Source organism: Corallococcus exercitus (assembly GCF_003611585.1).
GTDB lineage: Bacteria > Myxococcota > Myxococcia > Myxococcales > Myxococcaceae > Corallococcus > Corallococcus exercitus.
The window spans coordinates 1-17,693 of sequence record NZ_RAVW01000191.1 but is presented as its reverse complement, the minus strand read 5'-3'; the positions used below and the strand labels follow the sequence as shown (position 1 = coordinate 17,693).

The following is a 17,693-nucleotide window of genomic DNA, read 5'->3' as shown; positions in this document are numbered from 1 at the left end:
GGGCACGCTGGGGCTCGTGCAGGGCGGGGTGGTGCCCGCGGCGCTGTGGGGCCCTTCCGGCTGGCTGTGGTGGATGGCGGACCTGCTGGGCATGGTGCTGGTGACGCCCGTGCTGTTCCTGCGCAGGCCCCGGCGCACGGAGCGGTCGGGGGAAGCGCTGCTGCTGCTGGCGCTGACGGCGGCGGTGTGCGTGGGCGTCTTCGCCTTCCCCCGGCCGGGCTCCGGGGCGGCGCACGCGCTGACGTTCCTGCTCTTCCCGCTGACGGCGTGGGCGGCCCTGGGCTTCGGGCTGCGGGGCGGGGCGCTGTCGTCGCTCATCGTCGCGCTGGCGGCCATCGCCGGCACCGCGCGGGAGCTGGGGCCGTTCTTCATGACGGACCTGCCGCATCGGGGGCTGGTGGTGCTGCAGCTCTTCATCGGCATCACCGCGCTGACGGGCCTGCTGCTCGCGGCGGCCCGCGCGGAGCGCCGCCAGGCGGTGGAGCTGCTGGAGCTCTTGGCCACCACCGTGCGCGCGGTGCACGAGGGCGTGCTCATCTGCGAGGTGCGCGAGCCGGGCGTGCTCAACACCGTGTTCGCCAACGAGGCCCTCTGCGCACTGGTGGGCCGGCGGCGCGAGGAGCTGGTGGGCACGGCGCCCGGGGAGCTGCTGGCGTCCGGCGACGGCGGGGACCGGCAGCGGCTGCTGGAGGCGCTGCGCGAGGAGCGCTCGCTGCGCGCGGAGGTGGCGCTGACGCGGCCGGACGGCACGCGCGTGTGGAGCGAGATGCAGCTGTCCCCGGTGCGCGCCAACGGCGAGGCCGTGACGCACTTCGTGGCCACCCACCGCGACGTCACCGCGACGAAGGAACTGCAGGCGCGGCTGGTGGCCGCCGAGCGCGTGGCGGCGGTGGGCACGCTGGCCGCGGGCGTGGGCCATGAAATCAACAACCCGCTGGCCTACCTGCTGATCAACCTGGATGCCGCCCAGCGCAACCTGGCCGCGGAAGGGGCGGAGGCCCCGGAGGGCGTGCGCGACGCGCTCTCCTGCGTGCGCGAGGCCCAGGAGGGCGCGGAGCGCATCCGCCTCATCGTGAGGGACCTCCAGGTGTTCAGCCGCGAGGGCGCGCCGGAGCGCGGACTGGTGGACCTGAACGCGCTGGTGCCCCCCGCGGTGCGCGTGGTGCTGCACGCCCTGCGCTCGCGCGCGCGGCTGGTGGAGGACTTCAGGCCGGTGCCCCGCGTGCTGGGCAGCGAGGCGCGGCTGGGGCAGGTGCTGCTCAACCTGCTGGTGAACGCCCTGCAGGCCATCCCGGAAGGAGACCCCGACCGCCACGAGGTGCGCGTGCGCACCAGCACGGACGCGTCCGGCCACGCGCGCGTGGAGGTGGAGGACACGGGCGGCGGCATCCCGCCGGACGTGCTGCCGCGCATCTTCGACCCGTTCTTCACCACCAAGGGCAGCACCGAGGGCACTGGATTGGGGCTCGCCATCTGCCAGCAGATCGTCCGCACGCACGGGGGCGAGCTGCACGTGCACAGCGTGCCGGGGGAGGGCGCCACCTTCACGCTGCTCCTGCCGCCCGCGCCCGTGCAGAGCGCCGGGAGCGCGCCGGCCCTGCCCACCGTGTCACGCGGCGCGGCTTCAGGGCAGGCAGCGGCGGCCTCCGGGCGCAAGGGGCGGGTGCTCATCGTGGACGACGAGCCCCGGCTGGCGCAGTCCATGCGCCTGTTGATGGAGCCTGCCTACGAGGTCGTCACCGTCACGCGCGGCGAGGACGCGCTGGCGAAGGTGGCCGAGGGCGCGTCCTTCGACGTGGTGCTGTGCGACCTGCAGATGCCGGGCATGGACGGCATCGCGGTGTACCGGCGGCTTCAGCAGGAGGCGCCCGCGCTGGTGTCGCGGGTGGTGTTCATCTCCGGCGGTGCGTCGTCGCCGGAGGCGCGCGCGTTCGTGGAGACGGTGGCCCGCCGGGTGCTGGAGAAGCCGGTGCGCCCGGACGTGCTGCTGGCCACGGTGGAGGAGGTGCTGCTGGAGGGCGGGCCTCCTGAGTCGCGGCAAGCCGCGACCCTGGAGGTGGTGGCGCGCGGCGCGGTGGGCGGCACGCGCCGCGGCTAGCCGCGCCTCAGACGCGCAGCCACTTGCGGGCGGTGGGGCCGAAGAAGCGCACCACGCTGCCCACCAGGAAGAAGCGCACCGAGCGGCCGATGACGGACGCCAGCAGGAAGCGCTCCAGCGGCACCGAGACCAGGCCGCTGCCGATGGCGACGATCTTGAACGGCGTGGGCAGGATGGAGCACAGCAGCGCCAGCACCCAGAAGTTGCGCCCCAGGAGCTCGCCCACCGTGCCGGACACGCCGAAGCGGTCCACGCGCACGTCCAGGTCGATGTGCAGCAGCTGCGTGATGCCCTCGCCCACCCCCGCCCCCAGCGCGTAGCCGATGAGGCCGCCTACGAGGCTCGCCAGGGTGCCCAGCAGGCAGTAGCGCACCCACTTCTTCGGCTGGGCGAGCACCATGGGCACCAGCACCGCGAAGGGGGGGATGGGGAAGATGGACCCATCCACCACCGACACCGCCATCATCGTGGCGAGCGCGTGCGGGGTGGAGGAGGCCGCCTCCACGCGCAGGTACAGCCGGCGGTACCAGGACAGCTTCGGGGCGCCAGCGGCCGGGGAGGCCGGGGCGGAAGGCAGGGAAGGCTCTGTAGAGGACATGCGGGGGCGCACCCTAGCGGAACCGGGGGCCCTTGCCACCGGGACGCCGGGCCCGGATGCCTGCCTGATTGGAATGCGCCCCATGCCCCAGGGGCTTACACACGGGGAAGGTGACCATGACCGCACAAGAAACCGTGGAACGCGCCGCCATCGCGCTGAAGGTGTTTCCGCTGCCGTCGGCGGTCCTCTTCCCGCACACCGTGATTCCCCTGCACATCTTCGAGCCGCGCTACCGGGCGCTGGTGAAGGACGCGCTCGCCACGGACCGGGTGCTGGCGCTGGGCCAGCTGGAGCCCGGCTGGGAGGGGAACTATGAGGGCCGTCCGCCGCTACAGCCCCTGATGTGCGCGGGCGTCATCGTCTGGGACGAGCAGGTGGAGGACGGGCGCTACAACATCCTCCTGCAGGGCGTCAGCCGGGTGCGGATGGTGGAGGAGCTGGCGCCGGGCACGCTCTACCGCCAGGTGCGCGGCCAGGTGCTGGTGGATCCGCACTACACGGGGCCGGAGGAGGAGCAGCTGCGCCAGGCCGTCTTCGAGCTGGCCGGCCGGGTGCCTCCCTCGTTCGCGGAGAGCCTGCTGCCGGTGGCCGCGCGCGCCGGGGGCGGCATGCTGGCGGACGTGGTGGCGTCCGCGCTGGTGCCGGAGCCCGGGCGGCGGCAGGAGCTGCTGGGAGAGCTGGACGTCCGGCGCCGCCTGGAGGCGGTGCTGGAGGACGTGAGCGACCTCTTGAGCCAGCTGCAGCCGGTGCGCCCCAGCGGACCGCTGAACTAGCGGCCCGCGGAACTGAACGCACCGGGGCAGGGGCCGCATCATCCGCTTGCCCTGGCCCCCTCAGGCGCGCATTGCTCGGGGCATCACGCCTTCCCAGGGAGAGCGACGCACCATGCGGCTCGTGAAGATTGGCATCGCCAGCGTCAACACCACCGTGGGCGCCTTCCAGGCGAACACCGACCGGGTGCTGGACCTGGCGAGGAAGATGGCGGCCGAGGACGTCACGCTGGGCGTCTTCCCCGAACAGGTCATCGCGGGCTACCCCGCCGAGGACCTGGTCCAGTGGCAGGGCTTCATCGACCACCAGTGGCCGGAGCTGGAGCGCTTCGCGAGGGAGACCGCGGCGCTGCCCCTGGTGAGCATCCTGGGCGTGGGCGTGGCCCTCCAGGGCGTGCGCCTCAACTGCGCGGCGGTGGTGGCGGGCGGCAAGGTGCTGGGCCTGGTGCCGAAGGAGAAGCTGCCCACGTACAACGTCTTCTACGAGGGCCGCACGTTCGGCCACGGCCAGCCGGGCATGGCGGAAGAGCACCGGGGCGTGCCGCTGGGCGACTACATGTTCCAGTTCGACTTCGGCACGGTGGCGCCGGAGGTGTGCGAGGACATCTGGAGCGCGGACGGCCCCATGCGCCGGCGCGCGTACTCCGGCGGCGAGCTGGTGGTGAACCTGTCCGCGTCCCCCTTCCGGCTGGGCTTCTGGGAGACGCGCCGCGAGCTCATCGCCACGCGCGCGTCCGACCATCAGGTGACCATCGCGTACGCCAACGCGGTGGGCAGCAACGACGGCCTCATCTTCGACGGCGGCGGCTTCATCAACCAGAACGGCCGCCCCGTGCTGGAGACGCCGCGCTTCCAGCAGGGCTTCACCACCGCCGTGGTGGACCTGGACCGCACGCTGCGCCTGCGCACGGAGAACACCACCTGGCGCGTGGACAAGGAGTCGTGGGTGTCCGCGGGCGGCAAGAAGGTGCCCGTCGTGGACTGCACCCAGGCGGTGAAGACGCGGCGGGAGAAGCTGCCCTATCCCGTGCCCGCGCACCGCAGCTTCTTCCTGCCCGCGCCGGACACCCGCCGCACCGCGCGCGTGGCGCTGTGCGAGGACATCCTGGACGCGCTGTCGCTGGGCGTGGGCGACTACTTCGAGAAGACGCGCGCCTTCAAGCTGTTCGGCATCGCGCTGTCGGGCGGGCGGGACTCGCTGCTCACGCTGCTCATCGCGCACCGGTACGCGAAGCGCGCGCGGCCGGACAACCCGGGCTCGCTCATCCAGGCGTTCTACATGCCCAGCCCGTACTCCAGCCAGCAGACGCGCGACGCGGCGGAGACCATCGCGCGCGAACTGGGCGTGCCCTTCCAGGTGGTCTCCATCGAAGAGGCCTTCGAGCGGGAGAAGGCCGCCGCGCAGCAGATGCTGGGGACCGCGAAGCTCACCCCCATCACCGAGCAGAACATCCAGGCCCGCATCCGCGCGCAGCGCATGTGGAACTGGAGCAACTCCTGCGGCGGCCTGTTCCTGCAGACGGGCAACATGAGCGAGAAGTCCGTGGGCTACACCACCATCGGCGGCGACCTGATGGGCGCGCTCGCGGTCATCGCCAACGTGCCCAAGACGGTGGTGATGTACCTGCTGGACTACCTCCAGGAGACCACCGGCTACGAGGGCATCCGCAAGGTGCTGGCCAAGCCCGCGGGGCCGGAGCTGGCGCATGATCAGGTGGGCGAGGAGGAGCTGATGCCCTTCCCCATCCTGGACGCGTGCTTCTACCTGCACGCGGGCGAGAAGCTCACCCCGTCGGAGATGCGCACCGCGCTCACGGCGATGTTCCCGGAGGTGGACGCGGAGCGGCTGGGCGGGTACGTGGACCGCTTCGTGCGCCTGTTCCAGCAGTCCATCTACAAGTGGGTGCAGGCGCCGCTGTCCCTGCACATCGGCAACCTGGACCTGGACCGCGAACGCGCGCTGCAATTGCCTGTCGTCACCGGTTCGGCGTGGCTGCGCGACGCGTGACGGATGGCTTTCAACGTCTGTCTTTGACGCTGGGCAGGGAGGCGTCCGGGCCCTCCGCCCCCGTGAAGTGGCTCTGAAACCACGCCTCCTCCCCTGGAGGGCGGACGGGCAGGTCAGCTGTCTTTGACCTTCCGCGCAAGGCTTGCCGGATGTCCCTCGCACGACAACCTTCATGTCAGTCAGTCGACGATGGAGGGTTGGATGAAAGCAAAGATTCTGGCGGGCGCCATCGCGGCGCTCATGTATGGGACGGGCGCAGGTGCGGCGGAGAAGGATTGCCCTCCAGGGCAGGCCGCGGTCCACAAGGACAACGACAAGACGGCGCAGTCCTCCACGGGAGGGGCCCAGGAGGAGGACCTCACCATCGAGGAAGCGCCGGTGGATGAATCGCTTCAGGGCACGGGCGGCAGCGGCCAGTCCGGGTCGTCGATGGAGGGCTCCTCGAAGAACCTGGGCACCAGCGACCAGGGCCTGAGCAGCCCCAGCGCGAGTGGCACGGGTGGCAGCGGCGCGGTCTACCTGAACATGCCGCTGCGTTGCGAGCCGGTGAACAACCAGTCCGGCACGGGCGGCAGCGGCGCCAGTGGCATCACGCCGCAGAGCGAGCCGACTCCTCCGCCTCCCGCGGCCGAGCCTCCCGCTCCGCCTCCGCCTCCGTCCGGCTCCAGCAGCGGCGGCATGAGCCAGAGCAGCAGTTCGCTGTCTGGCCAGGAGGCCACGGGCGGCAGCGGCATGACCACGCCTCCTCCGAGCTACACGCCCACGGCGTCAGCCAATGAGGACATCAAGCCGCTCGAGGTGGAGAAGAAGGACAAGAACGACAAGAAGGGCCTGACGCTGCTCATCGGTGGCGGTGTGGAAGGCTACACCGGCGCCCTGGCTCCGCAGCTTGCCCCCGGCCCCTCCGCGGCCGTGACGGCGTCGCTCAAGCCGACGTCCGTGCTGGGCATCGAGGTCGGCTACTCCGGTGCCTTGAACAACATCAAGGACGCGGGTGCCGCGGGTGCCGACAACGGCCCGGACCTGGTGCGCAACGGTGGTCAGGCGGCCCTGACGCTGGCCATCGCGCCGACGGCGGTGCAGCCGTACCTGCTGGGCGGCATCGGCATCAGCAACTACCACTTCCGCGGCGGTGAGTCGCTCGGCTACAGCGACGACACCGTGGGCAACGTGCCGGCGGGCGTGGGCGTGCGCGGCCACTTCGGCCACTTCACCGCGGACCTGCGTGGCTACTACAACTTCCTGTTCGACAAGCAGTTCGCTCCGGACATCCAGCCGGGCGGCAGCGACCCGTCGGGCGGCGGCAGCTACACCACCACGCTGAACGTGGGTGGCACGTTCTGACCTGAAGTTTGAAGTCACGGCCTCCATGGCAGGAGCTGGCGGCGGGGTCTCCGGAACCATCCGGAGCCCCGCCGTCACTTTTTTATTCCGGCGCGGGGGCCGGGCTTTCAGGGAGGCGGGAGGCTGCGCCCGGCGTTAGAGTGCGCATTTTTCCATGGCGGATTCCCGCCGAGGAGCCTGGCGTGAGCTTGAAGACGGAAGACGTGAAGGTCGGGACCGGCACGGAGGCGGTCGCGGGCAAGCGGGTGACGGTGCACTACGTGGGCACGCTCACCGACGGCAAGAAGTTCGACAGCAGCCGGGACCGGGGACAGGGCTTCACCTTCTCGCTGGGCGCGGGCCAGGTCATCCAGGGCTGGGACCAGGGCGTCGCGGGCATGAAGGTCGGCGGCGTCCGCAAGCTCACCATCCCGCCGGAGCTGGGCTACGGCTCGCGCGGCGCGGCCGGTGTGATTCCCCCCAATGCCACCCTCCTTTTCGAGGTGGAGCTGTTGGACGTTCGTTAGGAGGTCATCATGGCGACGCTCGAAATCACGAAGGACAACTTCAAGGAGACGGTGGGCAAGGGCGGCATCGTCGTCCTGGACTGGTGGGCGACCTGGTGCGGGCCCTGCAAGGCGTTCGAGCCCGTGTACAAGGCCTCATCGGAGACCCATCAGGACATCGTCTTCGGGAAGATCGACGTCGACGCGCAGCCGGAGCTCGCGGGGGCCTTCGAGGTCCGCGCCATGCCCACGCTGATGGTGTTCCGTGACGGCATCCTCCTGTTCGACCAGCCGGGCGCGCTGCCCAAGGCGGCGCTGGAGGACCTCATCCGGCAGGTCCGCGCGCTGAACATGGACGACGTGCGGCGCGAGGTCGAAGCGCAGCGCGCCTCCAAGGAAGCGCCCAAGGCCTGACGTCCCGCCGGGGCCTTCCTTCCGCAAGGGGAAGGCCCTACGGCGCGGCGACGGTGCAGACGCCGCCGCCGTTGAGGTGTGCCTGATCCACGATGCTCTGGGTGACGAACTCCTGGAGCGTGCGCAGCGCATAGGCGCCGGGCTGGTAGACGACCGGCTGGCCCTGGGCGTCGCGCAGCTCGCCGCCGTCCAGGCCGCGCAGGTCGAGCAGCTCCTGGGACGCCAGTCCCTCCGGCGTGATGGCGTGGTTCGCGTCCGCGGTGGCGGCGATGGCCTCGAAGCGCAGCTGCACGCCGCGGTGGGTGCCCAGCCGGTCGTAGAACATGTGCTCGGCGTGGATGGTGACCTCGGCCTCCGCCACGGAGCTCTCCGGCACGACGAGCCCCTGGGTGCCGTCCACGCCGTTGATGCAGTCCACCATCCGCGCGTTGACGGGGAAGCCCATGCGGAAGGTGTAGAGGCCCAGGGTGGGGTCCCGGTTCTGCGCGCGGCCCTCCACGAAGTAGCTGAAGCCGCGCTCGCGCATCATCGCCAGATCGTCCGCGGACACGGACGCGCCGGCCACGGTGCGCGCCTCCGGAGGGCTCACCCGGAAGGCCACCCCGTAGCGCCCCGCCTCCAGGCCCGTGAGGCCGGTGAGGGGCACATCCCCCTTCTGCACGTCCACCAGCAGGTGATCCGTCGTGGTGTGCACGTCGCCAGCCGCGGAGGTGAGGGTGAAGTCGCCCAGGGACACCAGGTACTTCGTGAACTGCACGGACCAGCCGTCCTGGAAGAGGTGGTCCGCGTAGCCGCGCTGCGTGCCGTCCCCGCCGCTCAACGTCACCCGCACGTCGCCGCGCGCCACGGCGTCGCCGCAGCCGGAGGCCCCAAGGCCCAGCACGCCCACGAGCAGGCCCCGGGTCCACTTGCTTCGTTGGTTCATGCATCTGGTTGGTATTTGTAACTAAGTTGCAAGTCAAGCCTGGGTTGCGGTATCCACGGGCCGCCGTCGGGAGGTCCGCCTGTGTCGGGTGGACCCCGCCGGCCGAGGTCGTTGCCCGTGTTCATCCCGACGCTGGTGCTCTGGCTGTTGAGCGCGTCGCCCGAAGTGCCCGTGACGCCGCCCGTGCCCGTGGAGGCGCCGCCGCCCGTGATGCCGGCGGACGTCCCGCCGTTGACGGAGGCCGTGCGGGTGCTGCTGCGGCTGACCATTGATTCCGGGGGAGAGGTGTCCCAGGTGGAGGTGAGGGAGTCCGGGGGCGAGGCGTACGACCGGGCCGCGATGGCGGCGGCCCTGCGGTGGCGCTTCGAACCCGCGCGCCGGGGGGAGGAGCCGCTGGAGGTGCGCGTGGACGTGCCGGTGACGTTCGAGCCGGTGGCCGCGCCCCCTCCTGTCCCGGCGCCGGAGCCACCTCCGAAGCCGGAGCCGCCTGTGTTCTCCACCACGGTGCGCGGGCAGTCCGCCGCGTCGCCTCCTGTCGCGGTGGGGGACTTCCACATCACGGTGGGGCAGCTCGCGGACGTGCCTCGCAACTCGGCGACGGACCTGATGCTGCTGGCTCCGGGCGTGATGCTCGCCAACCACGGTGGGGAAGGGCACGCGGAGACCGTCTACCTGCGCGGCTTCGACGCGGGCGAGGGCAAGGACGTGGAGCTCCGCCTGGACGGCGTGCCCCTCAACGAGGTCTCCCATGCGCACGGCCACGGCTACGCGGACACGTACTTCATCATCCCGGAGCTGGTGCGCTCCCTGCGCGTGACGGAGGGTCCCTATGATCCATCCCAGGGCGACTTCGGCGTCGCGGGCACCGTGGAGTACCAGCTGGGGCTGGAGCAGCGGGGCATCACCGCGTCCGCCAGTTACGGCGGCTTCGCGTCGCGCCGGCTGTCCCTGGTGTGGGGCCCGCCGGAGTCCACCGCCGCCACCTTCATCGGCGTGCTGCTGCGCCAGGGGCACGGCTTCGGCCCGAACCGCGCGTATGCGAACGCGGGCCTCATGGCCCAGACGGAGCTGCGCCTGGGGCCGGAGACGAAGCTGCGCCTGTTCGGCGCGAGCTACGGCGCGCGCTACGGCTCCGCGGGCGTGGTGCGGGAGACGGACGTCGTGGACGCGCGGCTGCCGTGCGGCCCGGATGCGGACTCGCAGTTCTTCTGTCTCTACGACCCGAACCAGGGCGGCGCGAGCCAGCGCCACCTCGCCTCCGTGGAGCTGACGTCCCGGCTGGAGCGCGGAGGCCGCTTCGTGCAGCAGGCCTTCGCCATCGCGCGACAGATGCGCAGTCGCGAGAACTTCACCGGCTTCCTCCAGGACACGCCCCCCATCGGCGAAGCCCAGCGCGGCGACAACACCGAGCAGTCCTATCAGGGCACCACCGTGGGCCTGCGCGGACGCTACACGCCGGGCCTCACCTGGGCGGGACAGCCCCAACCGCTGGAGCTGGGCTACGTGGCCCGCTACGACACCGTGCACACCCGCGCGCGGCGCCTGCGCGACAAGGGCGGTGCGCCCTACGCCACCGTCTTCGACAACCAGGTGCGCGTGACGAACCTGGGCGCGTACCTGTCCCTGCGGGGCGCGCCGCTGGAATGGCTCACGCTGCGCGGCGGCGTGCGCGTGGACACGTTCCTGTTCGGCGTGGAGGACCTGAACCGGCCGGATGCGGACCGGCAGGGGGCTCGCATCCCGGAGGAGTCCGTGGAGGCCTATGGCTTCTTCGCCAGTCCCCGCGCCAGCGCGGAGGTGCGCCTGACGCCGCGCCTCACGTGGCTGACCAGCGCGGGCCTGGGGGCACGCTCCAGCGACGCGGCGGGCCTGTCCGACGCGGAGTTCGCGCCGTACGCGCGGGTGACGTCCGGGGAGACGGGCCTGGGCTGGCGATGGGCCGACGGCCCCTCCGCGCTGGAGCTGCGAAGCGCCGTGTTCGCCACGCGCGTGTCGCAGGACCTGGTGTTCAGCGAGACGACGGGACGCAACCAGCCCATTGGCCCATCGCAGCGGCTGGGCGCGTTCGGCAGCGCGCGCTTCCAGTGGGAGCAGCGCCTGGACGTGCAGGCGAGCCTCGCGTGGGCCCGCGCGACGCAGCCGTTGCCTGGCGCGTCGCCGTGGCGGCTGTGGGACGGCACGGTGCTGCCATACATCCCGCAGGTGCTGGGCCGCGTGGACGCGTCGTGGCGGGGCACCGCCACCGTGGCCCGGCAACCGGTGGGATGGAGCGTGGCATTGGGGCACAGCGCCATCGGGCCCAAGCCCCTGCCGTTGGACCGCTACAGCGAATCCATCTTCCTCTTCGACGTGGCGGCCCGCGCGCGCTGGCGCGCCGTGGAGCTGGGCCTGTCGGTGGAGAACCTGCTGGACGCACGCTGGCGGGAGTCCGAGTTCAACTACGTGTCCAACTTCCGTGGCCCCGACGCACCCGCGTCCCTGCTGGCCACGCGCCACTTCTCCGCCGGTGCCCCTCGCACCGTGAGCGGCACCCTCACCGTGTACCTGGACCTCCAGGAGGACCGGCCATGATGCGTCCCACCCGTCGTGCCTTCACGTGGATGCTGGGCGGAGCGCTCGCGGCGGGCTGCGGCCTGTCCGGCACCGGAGGCCGGAGCATCACCTTCCGCATGGGCCTGCGCACGGCGTTCGCGCCCGGTGAGTCCACCGCCGGCACCTTCACCACCGACACCGGCTGGAGCGTGGTGCTCACCACCGCGCGCCTGGTGCTGGGGCCCATCTACCTGTTCGAGAAGGCCTCGCCCCTCCGGCCCCAGGCCCTGCTGCGCCGCCTGGGGGACGTGCTGCTGCCCACCGCGCACGCGCATGAGGGCGACTTCTTCTCCGGAGGCCGGGTGCTGGGCGAGTGGGACCGCGAGGTCGTCTTCGATCTGCTCGCGGACGCGGGACAGGCGCGCGTGCTGGGGCGCTCGCCGGGCATCGCGGGCGTGGCGCGGTCGCTGTCGCTGCTGCTCCAGCCGCCCTCGAGTGCATTGGGAGCGGAGGCGGACGTGATGCAAGGGCGCTCCCTGTTCCTGGAGGGCGTCGCGACCCAGGCGGAGGCGCGCGTGCCCTTCCGCGTCGCGATGGACTTCCCGCCCCCCGTGGAGCTTCAGCGCGTGGACTTCGTGCCCATCGACGTGGACCTGGACGACGAGGGCCTCTTCGTCCTGGAGCCACAGCCGCACCGCTGGTTCAGCGGTGCTCGGTTCGACCGGCTGACGTTGCCTGCGGACGGGACACCGGTGGACGTGGGGGCGGACACGCAGGTGTACCGGGCGCTGAGCGTCAACGTGCGCCGCTTCGACGCGTTCACGGGCACATGGGAGCTGGCGGCGTGACCGGGGGCCTCACTCCTGGGTCCAGAACGGCGACAGCTGCAGGTCCACGCGCTCGAAGGGTTCGACGCGCACCTGCTCCTCGCCGACGCAGGTCCTCACCAAGACCCAGTGCTCGTGTTCCTGGCGGAACACCTCCACCACGCGGTGCACGGGGTTGATGACCCAGGCGTTGCGGATGCCCGCGCGGGCATAGCGCGGCAGCTTGGCGGCCAGATCCAGCTTCGCGGTGGCGGGGGTCAGCACCTCGCAGATCCAATCCGGCACACGGTCGATGAAGGCGCCGTCGGGCAGCGTCGGCGGCCGTCCTCCCACCCAGGCCGCGAGGTCCGGCACGAGCACGTCCTGGCCCAGCAGCAGCCGGGGCTCGGAGGTCCACCACCAGCCCTCCGGCGCGCGGCCCAGCAGCGGCGTCAGGCCCTGCTTGCGCGCGGTGGGCGGCGCCGAGACGTAGAGGACGCCATCGAGCGCCTCGCCCACCAGGTAGTGGGGCAACGTCTGCACTTCCTCGTAAGGGGCGAGCATCTTGCGGGTGGCTGCGTTGCGCATGCGGTGGGCCTCCAAGTCCGAGAGAGACCGTCACCGTAGCGGGCAGTCTTCCCCGCGGCATTGGACCGCCAGGGCGGCCCACCTTGTCCTGGTGGACGCACGCCCTTCCCACGGGTCGTGTGGGCCTTGCTATTCACGCTCCAGCACGAACTGGATGTGCTCCGAGGCCACGGGACCGAACTGGAGCAGGTGGATCTGATCCCCCGGCTCCGACGTGAACTTCACCGTGTGCGTGATGCCGGCGCAGATGAAACGCGCGGGGGCGAGCACCGACGCCACGTCCGTCCCCGCCGTGTCGTTGGTGACCTTCGTGGGCACCTCCTGATTCAGATAGAGCGTGACGTGCTCCGCGTGCTCCGGGTCGGAGATGAAGCCCGTGTAGCCGCCGAAGCCCGCCTCACCGGAGCGCAGGGTGACGTCGTAGCGCGCGTGGCCGGTCTGCGTGTCGGGCGGGAAGTCGAAGGGTGTGCGGCCCGCGGTGACGGCCTCCGGCGTGTTGATGAGCGTATGCGTGCACGCGTGCTCCAGCGCCGGGTCGCGCTCGCCGGTGGTGAAGTCCAGCGTGGCGTCTGACAGCGCGCGTCCGGCCGCGTCCCTCAGTGTCTCCAGCGACAGGGCGTAACGCGTGGAGACCTCCAGCGGCCGGGTGCTCTCCTCCGTGCGCGGCACGGTGACGGTGAGCGTGCGCGCGTCCTCGGACCAGGTGACGGTGAGGACGCGGGCGGGGAGGGTGGCGTCCGTGCGGTCATGCAGCGTGACCCTGGCTGCGGACGGATCCATGGGCTCGCTGAACGTGAGCGTCAGCACCTTGCGGAAGGCGATGAGCGGCGTCTGCCCGGACGCGTCCAGGTACATCTCCAGCGGGTAGACGTCCGACTCGCCCTCGGCGGGTTTGGATGCGGTGACGGTGGCGGTGGACGTGGACGTGCCCGCGTCCGTACCGGCATCGCTGCCCGCGTCCGTACCTGCGTCCGTAGAAGTGCCGGCGTCCGGCGTGACGGGTTCGTCGTCATCGCAGCCGGTCAGCGCGAGGGCGGCACAGGTGGCGAACAGGAAGGTGGCGGAGGAGAGACGCATCGGGGAGTCCTTCATGCGGTGGGGCGGAAGCGGTGCGCCGCGTTCAGTGCGGCGGTGGAGGACGGTGGAGTGGGGGATGCGGTGCGCCGCGTTCAGTGCGGCGGTGGAGGACGCACCGTCGAACGTCCTTCAGGGTGGAGCAGGGGATGCGGTGCGCCGCGTTCAGTGCGGCGGTGGAGGACGCTCCGTCGAGCGTCCTTCAGGGGAAGCGGGGATGCGGTGCGCCGTGTTCAGGGAGGACACGGCGTCGAGCGTCCTTCGGGCGAAAGGCCCACGCCGGAGCACCCTTCCGAGGGAGGTGCTCCGGCGCGGGAGCGGACCGGCTCAGGTCCGCGTCAGGGAACAGCCGTCAGCACTGCGAGCCGTCGCAGTTGTCATCGACGCCGTTGCCACAGATCTCCGTGGCGCCCGGGTGGATGCTGGCGCCGGAGCCCGGCGTGTCGTTGCAGTCGAAGCGCTGTGTCGTGTAGCCAGAGGGCGGCGTGCACGCGGTGAGCACGGACGTGGTGTTGTTGCCGTACCCGTCGCCGTCCGCGTCCTGGTAGTAGCGCGTGCGCGTGTCGTTGAGGAACTCCGGCACCACGGTGAGGGCATTGCCGGACGCGGGCCCCGCCGCGACGATGTACGTCGTGCCCGCCGTCAGGTCGTAGACGGACACATGGACGAGCGCGCAGCCCGAGGACGACACGGTGTGCGTCAGCGCGGCCGGCACCGTCGCGCTGGTGCTCCCGTTGATGACGGTGAAGGCCACGTTCTGCGTCCGGTAGAACGCATACGAACCGGTCGCGGCGGGAACATACGTCACCGAGCCCTCGGCGCCGGACGGCAGCGCGAGGTCATAGGCCTTGTGCTTCGTGCTGATGGCGGGCGCGCTGGTGACGCGCGTGGCGCTCGCCGTGATGGACACGTGGTCCGTGGGGTTGCCGGCGTGGGTGCACGCGTGCGTGGTGATGCTCGTGCCCAGCGACGTGCAGCCTGCCTCCAGCTCCTGCGAGTCCCGCGCCTCGAAGGAGGCTTCCGGCGCCTCCTCCATCGGTCCGCAGGCCGTCAGGCCGAGCGACAACAGCGCGCCCAGCGCGATGCGCTTCATCTTCAACATGGGTGGTTCCTTTCGGGATGCCGGGCGCGGGGTGCCAGGCGGCCAGAAGCCGCCGGTGCGCCCGGTGGCCTACTCATGCCGTAAACGCAACTTGGTTGCAATATAGCTCGCGCGATCCAGGCCCGTCACTGGAGGTGCTCGATGACGAGCCCCAGCCCGGTGCGCGGGGTGGGGCCGAAGGTGACGGTGTACTGGACCTTGTCCGTCAGCTCGTAGCCGACCATCTGCTTCAGGCCGTCGCAGAAGGGGCCGGTGGGCTGGGTTCCCACGGGCTCCACGACACGCTCGCCCTCCTTCACGGTGACGGCGACGTCGGGCGTGCTCAGGTAGAGGACGAAGTCTCCGGAGGCCCAGGCCTTGAAGCCGAAGGTGCCCACGGACTGACCGTTCTCCGGGCGCAGCTGGACGGTGTAGTGCGTGTGGAAGTCGTCCACGCGCGGCTGCCGCTCCGGGGACGCGGTGACGGTGGCGAAGGGACCGTTCGCGACGTGCCAGCAGGCGTGCTCGCCGTTGTCCCCGAAGTCGAAGCCCTCGCGCGGCACGTAGTCCGGATCCGTCACGCACGACAGGCCCTGCTCGCTGGCCAGGTAGCCCCGGTCGCAGTGGCACCAGTCGCCCTCAGGCTCGCGGTGGATGTGGCCATGGGGGGCGCATGGGTCGCCCTGCTCCTGGGGCGTGTCGTCCGGGGCGGGAGGAGCGTCGCCACCACAGGCGGTCAGGACCGCGAGGCCTCCGGCCAGGAGGAGGGCGGGAAAAGGGGTGCGCATGGGAGGGCTGCCTCATCGGAATCCGTGATGTAGATGCAACTGGGAGACAAGAGATTTTGATTGTTGTGAAGGCCCGTGGGCCTTGGAGGTGCCCACGGGCCTTCACGCACCGCGGCCTACTCTTCGTGGTGGTCGTGCGCCGTCTCCTCGATGACGAGGCGGAACGTGGCGGGCTGGGGGACGACGGCCGCGAAGTCCACGCGGTAGTCCACGCCGCCTTCCAGGTCGGCGGTCACGGCGGTGCGCAGGCTGCCGCAGACCTCCTGCGGGACGTGGTAGCGGCACTCCAGGCCGGCCTCCTCGCCCGTGGCCGTGTTGACGACGCGGACGGCGCGGTAGCCGGAGGTGAGGAAGGCGTACTCGGTGGACTCCTCGGGGGTGAAGATGACGGAGCCCGCGTAGCCGAGCGTCCACTGCTGGTAGGTGATGGCCGGCAGGGTGACGTTGTACGCAGTGTGCCCCACGCTCACGTCCACGAAGGACGGGCCGCCGTAGGGCGCCGCGGTGACGGACTCGAAGGGCCCATATTCGGCGTGGGTGCACGAGTGCTCGGCGACCTCCGCCAGCTCCTCCGTGTCCTGGCAGGCGGCGAGCAGCTCCGACTGCTGGGTGACGGGAGCCTGCGACTCCTCGGCGGGGACCTCTCCGGTACCGCAGCCGGCGAGTAGGAAGACGGCGCCAGCGGCCAGCAGGGCCTGGGGATGCTTCGACATGGGAACTCCTTGGGTGGTGGGTGCCACGGGTGAGAGCAGGGGTCCGCAATAGATGCCACCAGGAGTCACATGCAATCAAGTTTCATTTAATGGGTGGTGTCCGGGGATTGTCGTGCAGGGGCGAGTTGTCACCTCGATTCCACGGGGAGGACTGGTGGCACGCGGTGTGGGGCACGGCGACGGACCGCACGCTGGAGGCGCAGGCCATCGACGGTGTGTTCGCGTCCGTGCAGGCCGCGAGCGGCGCGGACCAGGACGTCATCCTCGTGGGCGACCACAACATGGCCTGCACGCACGCGTCCTGGAGCCAGTTGAAGGCCGTGTCGCCCGCGGTGGCATGCAAGCTGGATGTGGCCACCACGATGAACACGTCCGGTGGCTATGCCAACGCGTATGATCACTTCTGGATGCAGGACAGCTATGTGACGGAGTTCTCCAGCACCGGCCGCGACTACATCGCGAACACGGTGGACTACGTCACCCGGCTGTCGGACCACGCGCCGGTGTGGCTGTCCCTGTACTCCACCAGCGACACGGACTGACGACGCATGCGCTGGATGCAGGTCCTGTTCGGGGTGGTGGTGGTGCTCCTGCTCGGCGTGGGCGCGTGGATGCTGTTGCGTTCAGAGCCCGTGTCCTTGCCGCCGCCCCCTCCCGTGACCGCGTGGGTCGAGGACGCCGGTGTGCCGGACGTGGCTCCTCCGCTGGAGATCGCGGAGGCCGCGGACGCGGGCCTGTGGCTGACGGCGACGCTGGAGGGCTCAGGGCCATTCGAGGGCGAGGCGCGTGTGGGCGCGGCGTTCGTGTCCGACTCGGATCGCGGATGGTGGGAGGAGGAGGGCCGCCTGCGCTTCGCGCGCACGGGGCCCGCGCGCCTGGAGGACATGGCCAACGTGCGCGAGTGGATGGAGGCCCCTGTCACCGCTTCCGCGCAGGGCGGAGTCGTGGGGCCTGTGGCGGTGCCTTCAGCGCCGCGCTACCAGGTGATGGCGTTCGCGCCGGATGGGACGGTCTGGTGGGGCGACCAGGTGCCCGCCACGCAGCCGGTGACAGGGCGCGTGGACCTGGGCCCGCTGCGCGAGCACCCTCCCACCGGCGTGCGCGTTCGGTTGGAAGGCGCACGCGATATCCCGGGGACGTTCTCCGTGCGGATGCAGCGAGGCGTGGATCCGGAGAACGCGGAGAAGGCCAGCCGCCTGCTGACGGTCCTGGCGCTGGCGGCACCGGAGTTGATGCAGGCCTTCGAGAACGACACCCCCGTGCCCCTGGTGAATGACGGCGAGACGCGGCTCGCGCCCCTGCCTCCGGACCGGTCGCTGCGGCTCTGGTTGCGCACGCCTTCGGGGAAGCAGAGCGAGCCGGTGGAGGTCCCCCTGCGCGAGGGCTCCGTGGAGCCGGTGACGCTGGACGTGGCGAAGCTGTTCCCCGAGGGCGTGGGGGACACCGTCACGCTGCGGGCTGTCTCTTAT

16 protein-coding genes and 1 pseudogene are annotated in these 17,693 nt (G+C 71.2%); 10 read left to right on the top strand and 7 right to left on the bottom strand.

Features of this window, described 5'->3' with window-relative positions; translation table 11 throughout:
• Positions 1-2,098: ATP-binding protein (locus D7W79_RS22825; RefSeq protein ID WP_120527502.1), on the top strand; the 2,098-nt coding region annotated here is incomplete at its 5' end.
• A gap of 7 nt (positions 2,099-2,105) precedes the next feature.
• Here the strand turns inward: D7W79_RS22825 and D7W79_RS22820 are convergent.
• Positions 2,106-2,696 (bottom strand): YqaA family protein, encoded by a 591-nt coding sequence (locus tag D7W79_RS22820; protein WP_120527501.1) that lies wholly within the window; start codon positions 2,694-2,696, stop codon positions 2,106-2,108.
• Positions 2,697-2,812: 116 nt separating this feature from the next.
• On the opposite strand from D7W79_RS22820, the gene D7W79_RS22815 reads away from it, so the two are divergent.
• From D7W79_RS22815 to trxA, 5 genes are all read left to right on the top strand, one after another.
• Positions 2,813-3,469 (top strand): LON peptidase substrate-binding domain-containing protein, encoded by a 657-nt coding sequence (locus D7W79_RS22815; protein ID WP_120527500.1) that lies wholly within the window; start codon positions 2,813-2,815, stop codon positions 3,467-3,469.
• A gap of 112 nt (positions 3,470-3,581) precedes the next feature.
• A complete protein-coding gene (gene nadE / locus D7W79_RS22810) occupies positions 3,582-5,474 on the top strand; it encodes an NAD(+) synthase (RefSeq protein WP_120527499.1) in 1,893 nt (630 codons plus the stop codon).
• Positions 5,475-5,675: 201 nt separating this feature from the next.
• Positions 5,676-6,818: a hypothetical protein gene (locus D7W79_RS22805; RefSeq protein ID WP_208729809.1), complete on the top strand. Its 1,143-nt coding sequence runs from the start codon at positions 5,676-5,678 to the stop codon at positions 6,816-6,818.
• A 182-nt stretch (positions 6,819-7,000) separates the two neighbouring features.
• Positions 7,001-7,324 carry an FKBP-type peptidyl-prolyl cis-trans isomerase gene (locus D7W79_RS22800; protein ID WP_120527497.1) on the top strand — a complete coding sequence of 108 codons (324 nt, stop codon included), beginning with the start codon at positions 7,001-7,003 and terminating at the stop codon, positions 7,322-7,324.
• A gap of 9 nt (positions 7,325-7,333) precedes the next feature.
• Positions 7,334-7,717 (top strand): thioredoxin, encoded by a 384-nt coding sequence (gene trxA, locus D7W79_RS22795; protein ID WP_120527496.1) that lies wholly within the window; start codon positions 7,334-7,336, stop codon positions 7,715-7,717.
• Between the two features lie 37 nt (positions 7,718-7,754).
• Here the strand turns inward: trxA and D7W79_RS22790 are convergent, their stop codons facing one another.
• Positions 7,755-8,642 (bottom strand): hypothetical protein, encoded by an 888-nt coding sequence (locus D7W79_RS22790; RefSeq protein ID WP_120527495.1) that lies wholly within the window; start codon positions 8,640-8,642, stop codon positions 7,755-7,757.
• A gap of 117 nt (positions 8,643-8,759) precedes the next feature.
• Here D7W79_RS22790 and D7W79_RS22785 point away from each other — a divergent pair, with 117 nt between their 5' ends.
• Entirely contained in the window at positions 8,760-11,213 is a 2,454-nt protein-coding gene (locus tag D7W79_RS22785; protein ID WP_208729808.1) for a TonB-dependent receptor domain-containing protein, read from the top strand.
• Positions 11,210-12,022, top strand: coding sequence for a hypothetical protein (locus D7W79_RS22780; RefSeq protein WP_120527493.1), 813 nt, complete (start codon positions 11,210-11,212; stop codon positions 12,020-12,022). The genes D7W79_RS22785 and D7W79_RS22780 overlap by 4 nt, the downstream gene beginning before the upstream one ends.
• Positions 12,023-12,031: 9 nt before the next feature.
• Here D7W79_RS22780 and D7W79_RS22775 read toward each other — a convergent pair whose 3' ends face one another.
• From D7W79_RS22775 to D7W79_RS22755, 5 genes are all read right to left on the bottom strand, one after another.
• A complete protein-coding gene (locus D7W79_RS22775; protein ID WP_120527492.1) occupies positions 12,032-12,568 on the bottom strand; it encodes a Uma2 family endonuclease in 537 nt (178 codons plus the stop codon).
• A gap of 129 nt (positions 12,569-12,697) precedes the next feature.
• Entirely contained in the window at positions 12,698-13,645 is a 948-nt protein-coding gene (locus D7W79_RS22770) for an Ig-like domain-containing domain (RefSeq protein ID WP_120527491.1), read from the bottom strand.
• A 349-nt stretch (positions 13,646-13,994) separates the two neighbouring features.
• Positions 13,995-14,744 carry a putative metal-binding motif-containing protein gene (locus D7W79_RS22765; RefSeq protein ID WP_120527490.1) on the bottom strand — a complete coding sequence of 250 codons (750 nt, stop codon included), beginning with the start codon at positions 14,742-14,744 and terminating at the stop codon, positions 13,995-13,997.
• Between the two features lie 125 nt (positions 14,745-14,869).
• Positions 14,870-15,511, bottom strand: coding sequence for a hypothetical protein (locus tag D7W79_RS22760; RefSeq protein WP_120527489.1), 642 nt, complete (start codon positions 15,509-15,511; stop codon positions 14,870-14,872).
• A 116-nt stretch (positions 15,512-15,627) separates the two neighbouring features.
• Positions 15,628-16,224: a hypothetical protein gene (locus tag D7W79_RS22755; RefSeq protein ID WP_120527488.1), complete on the bottom strand. Its 597-nt coding sequence runs from the start codon at positions 16,222-16,224 to the stop codon at positions 15,628-15,630.
• A 125-nt stretch (positions 16,225-16,349) separates the two neighbouring features.
• Here D7W79_RS22755 and D7W79_RS22750 point away from each other — a divergent pair, with 125 nt between their 5' ends.
• Positions 16,350-16,766 (top strand): exonuclease/endonuclease/phosphatase family protein, encoded by a 417-nt coding sequence (locus tag D7W79_RS22750; RefSeq protein ID WP_244221913.1) that lies wholly within the window; start codon positions 16,350-16,352, stop codon positions 16,764-16,766.
• A 6-nt stretch (positions 16,767-16,772) separates the two neighbouring features.
• Positions 16,773-17,693, top strand: a pseudogene (locus D7W79_RS22745) (carboxypeptidase regulatory-like domain-containing protein); the annotation flags it as partial.

Coding starts and splice junctions, on each gene's coding strand:
- D7W79_RS22820 (WP_120527501.1), bottom strand. CDS start 2,696: ATGTCCTCTACAGAGCCTTCCCTGCCTTCCGCCCCGGCCTCCCCGGCC.
- D7W79_RS22815 (WP_120527500.1), top strand. CDS start 2,813: ATGACCGCACAAGAAACCGTGGAACGCGCCGCCATCGCGCTGAAGGTG.
- nadE (WP_120527499.1), top strand. CDS start 3,582: ATGCGGCTCGTGAAGATTGGCATCGCCAGCGTCAACACCACCGTGGGC.
- D7W79_RS22805 (WP_208729809.1), top strand. CDS start 5,676: ATGAAAGCAAAGATTCTGGCGGGCGCCATCGCGGCGCTCATGTATGGG.
- trxA (WP_120527496.1), top strand. CDS start 7,334: ATGGCGACGCTCGAAATCACGAAGGACAACTTCAAGGAGACGGTGGGC.
- D7W79_RS22790 (WP_120527495.1), bottom strand. CDS start 8,642: ATGAACCAACGAAGCAAGTGGACCCGGGGCCTGCTCGTGGGCGTGCTG.
- D7W79_RS22780 (WP_120527493.1), top strand. CDS start 11,210: ATGATGCGTCCCACCCGTCGTGCCTTCACGTGGATGCTGGGCGGAGCG.
- D7W79_RS22775 (WP_120527492.1), bottom strand. CDS start 12,568: ATGCGCAACGCAGCCACCCGCAAGATGCTCGCCCCTTACGAGGAAGTG.
- D7W79_RS22770 (WP_120527491.1), bottom strand. CDS start 13,645: ATGCGTCTCTCCTCCGCCACCTTCCTGTTCGCCACCTGTGCCGCCCTC.
- D7W79_RS22765 (WP_120527490.1), bottom strand. CDS start 14,744: ATGTTGAAGATGAAGCGCATCGCGCTGGGCGCGCTGTTGTCGCTCGGC.
- D7W79_RS22760 (WP_120527489.1), bottom strand. CDS start 15,511: ATGCGCACCCCTTTTCCCGCCCTCCTCCTGGCCGGAGGCCTCGCGGTC.
- D7W79_RS22755 (WP_120527488.1), bottom strand. CDS start 16,224: ATGTCGAAGCATCCCCAGGCCCTGCTGGCCGCTGGCGCCGTCTTCCTA.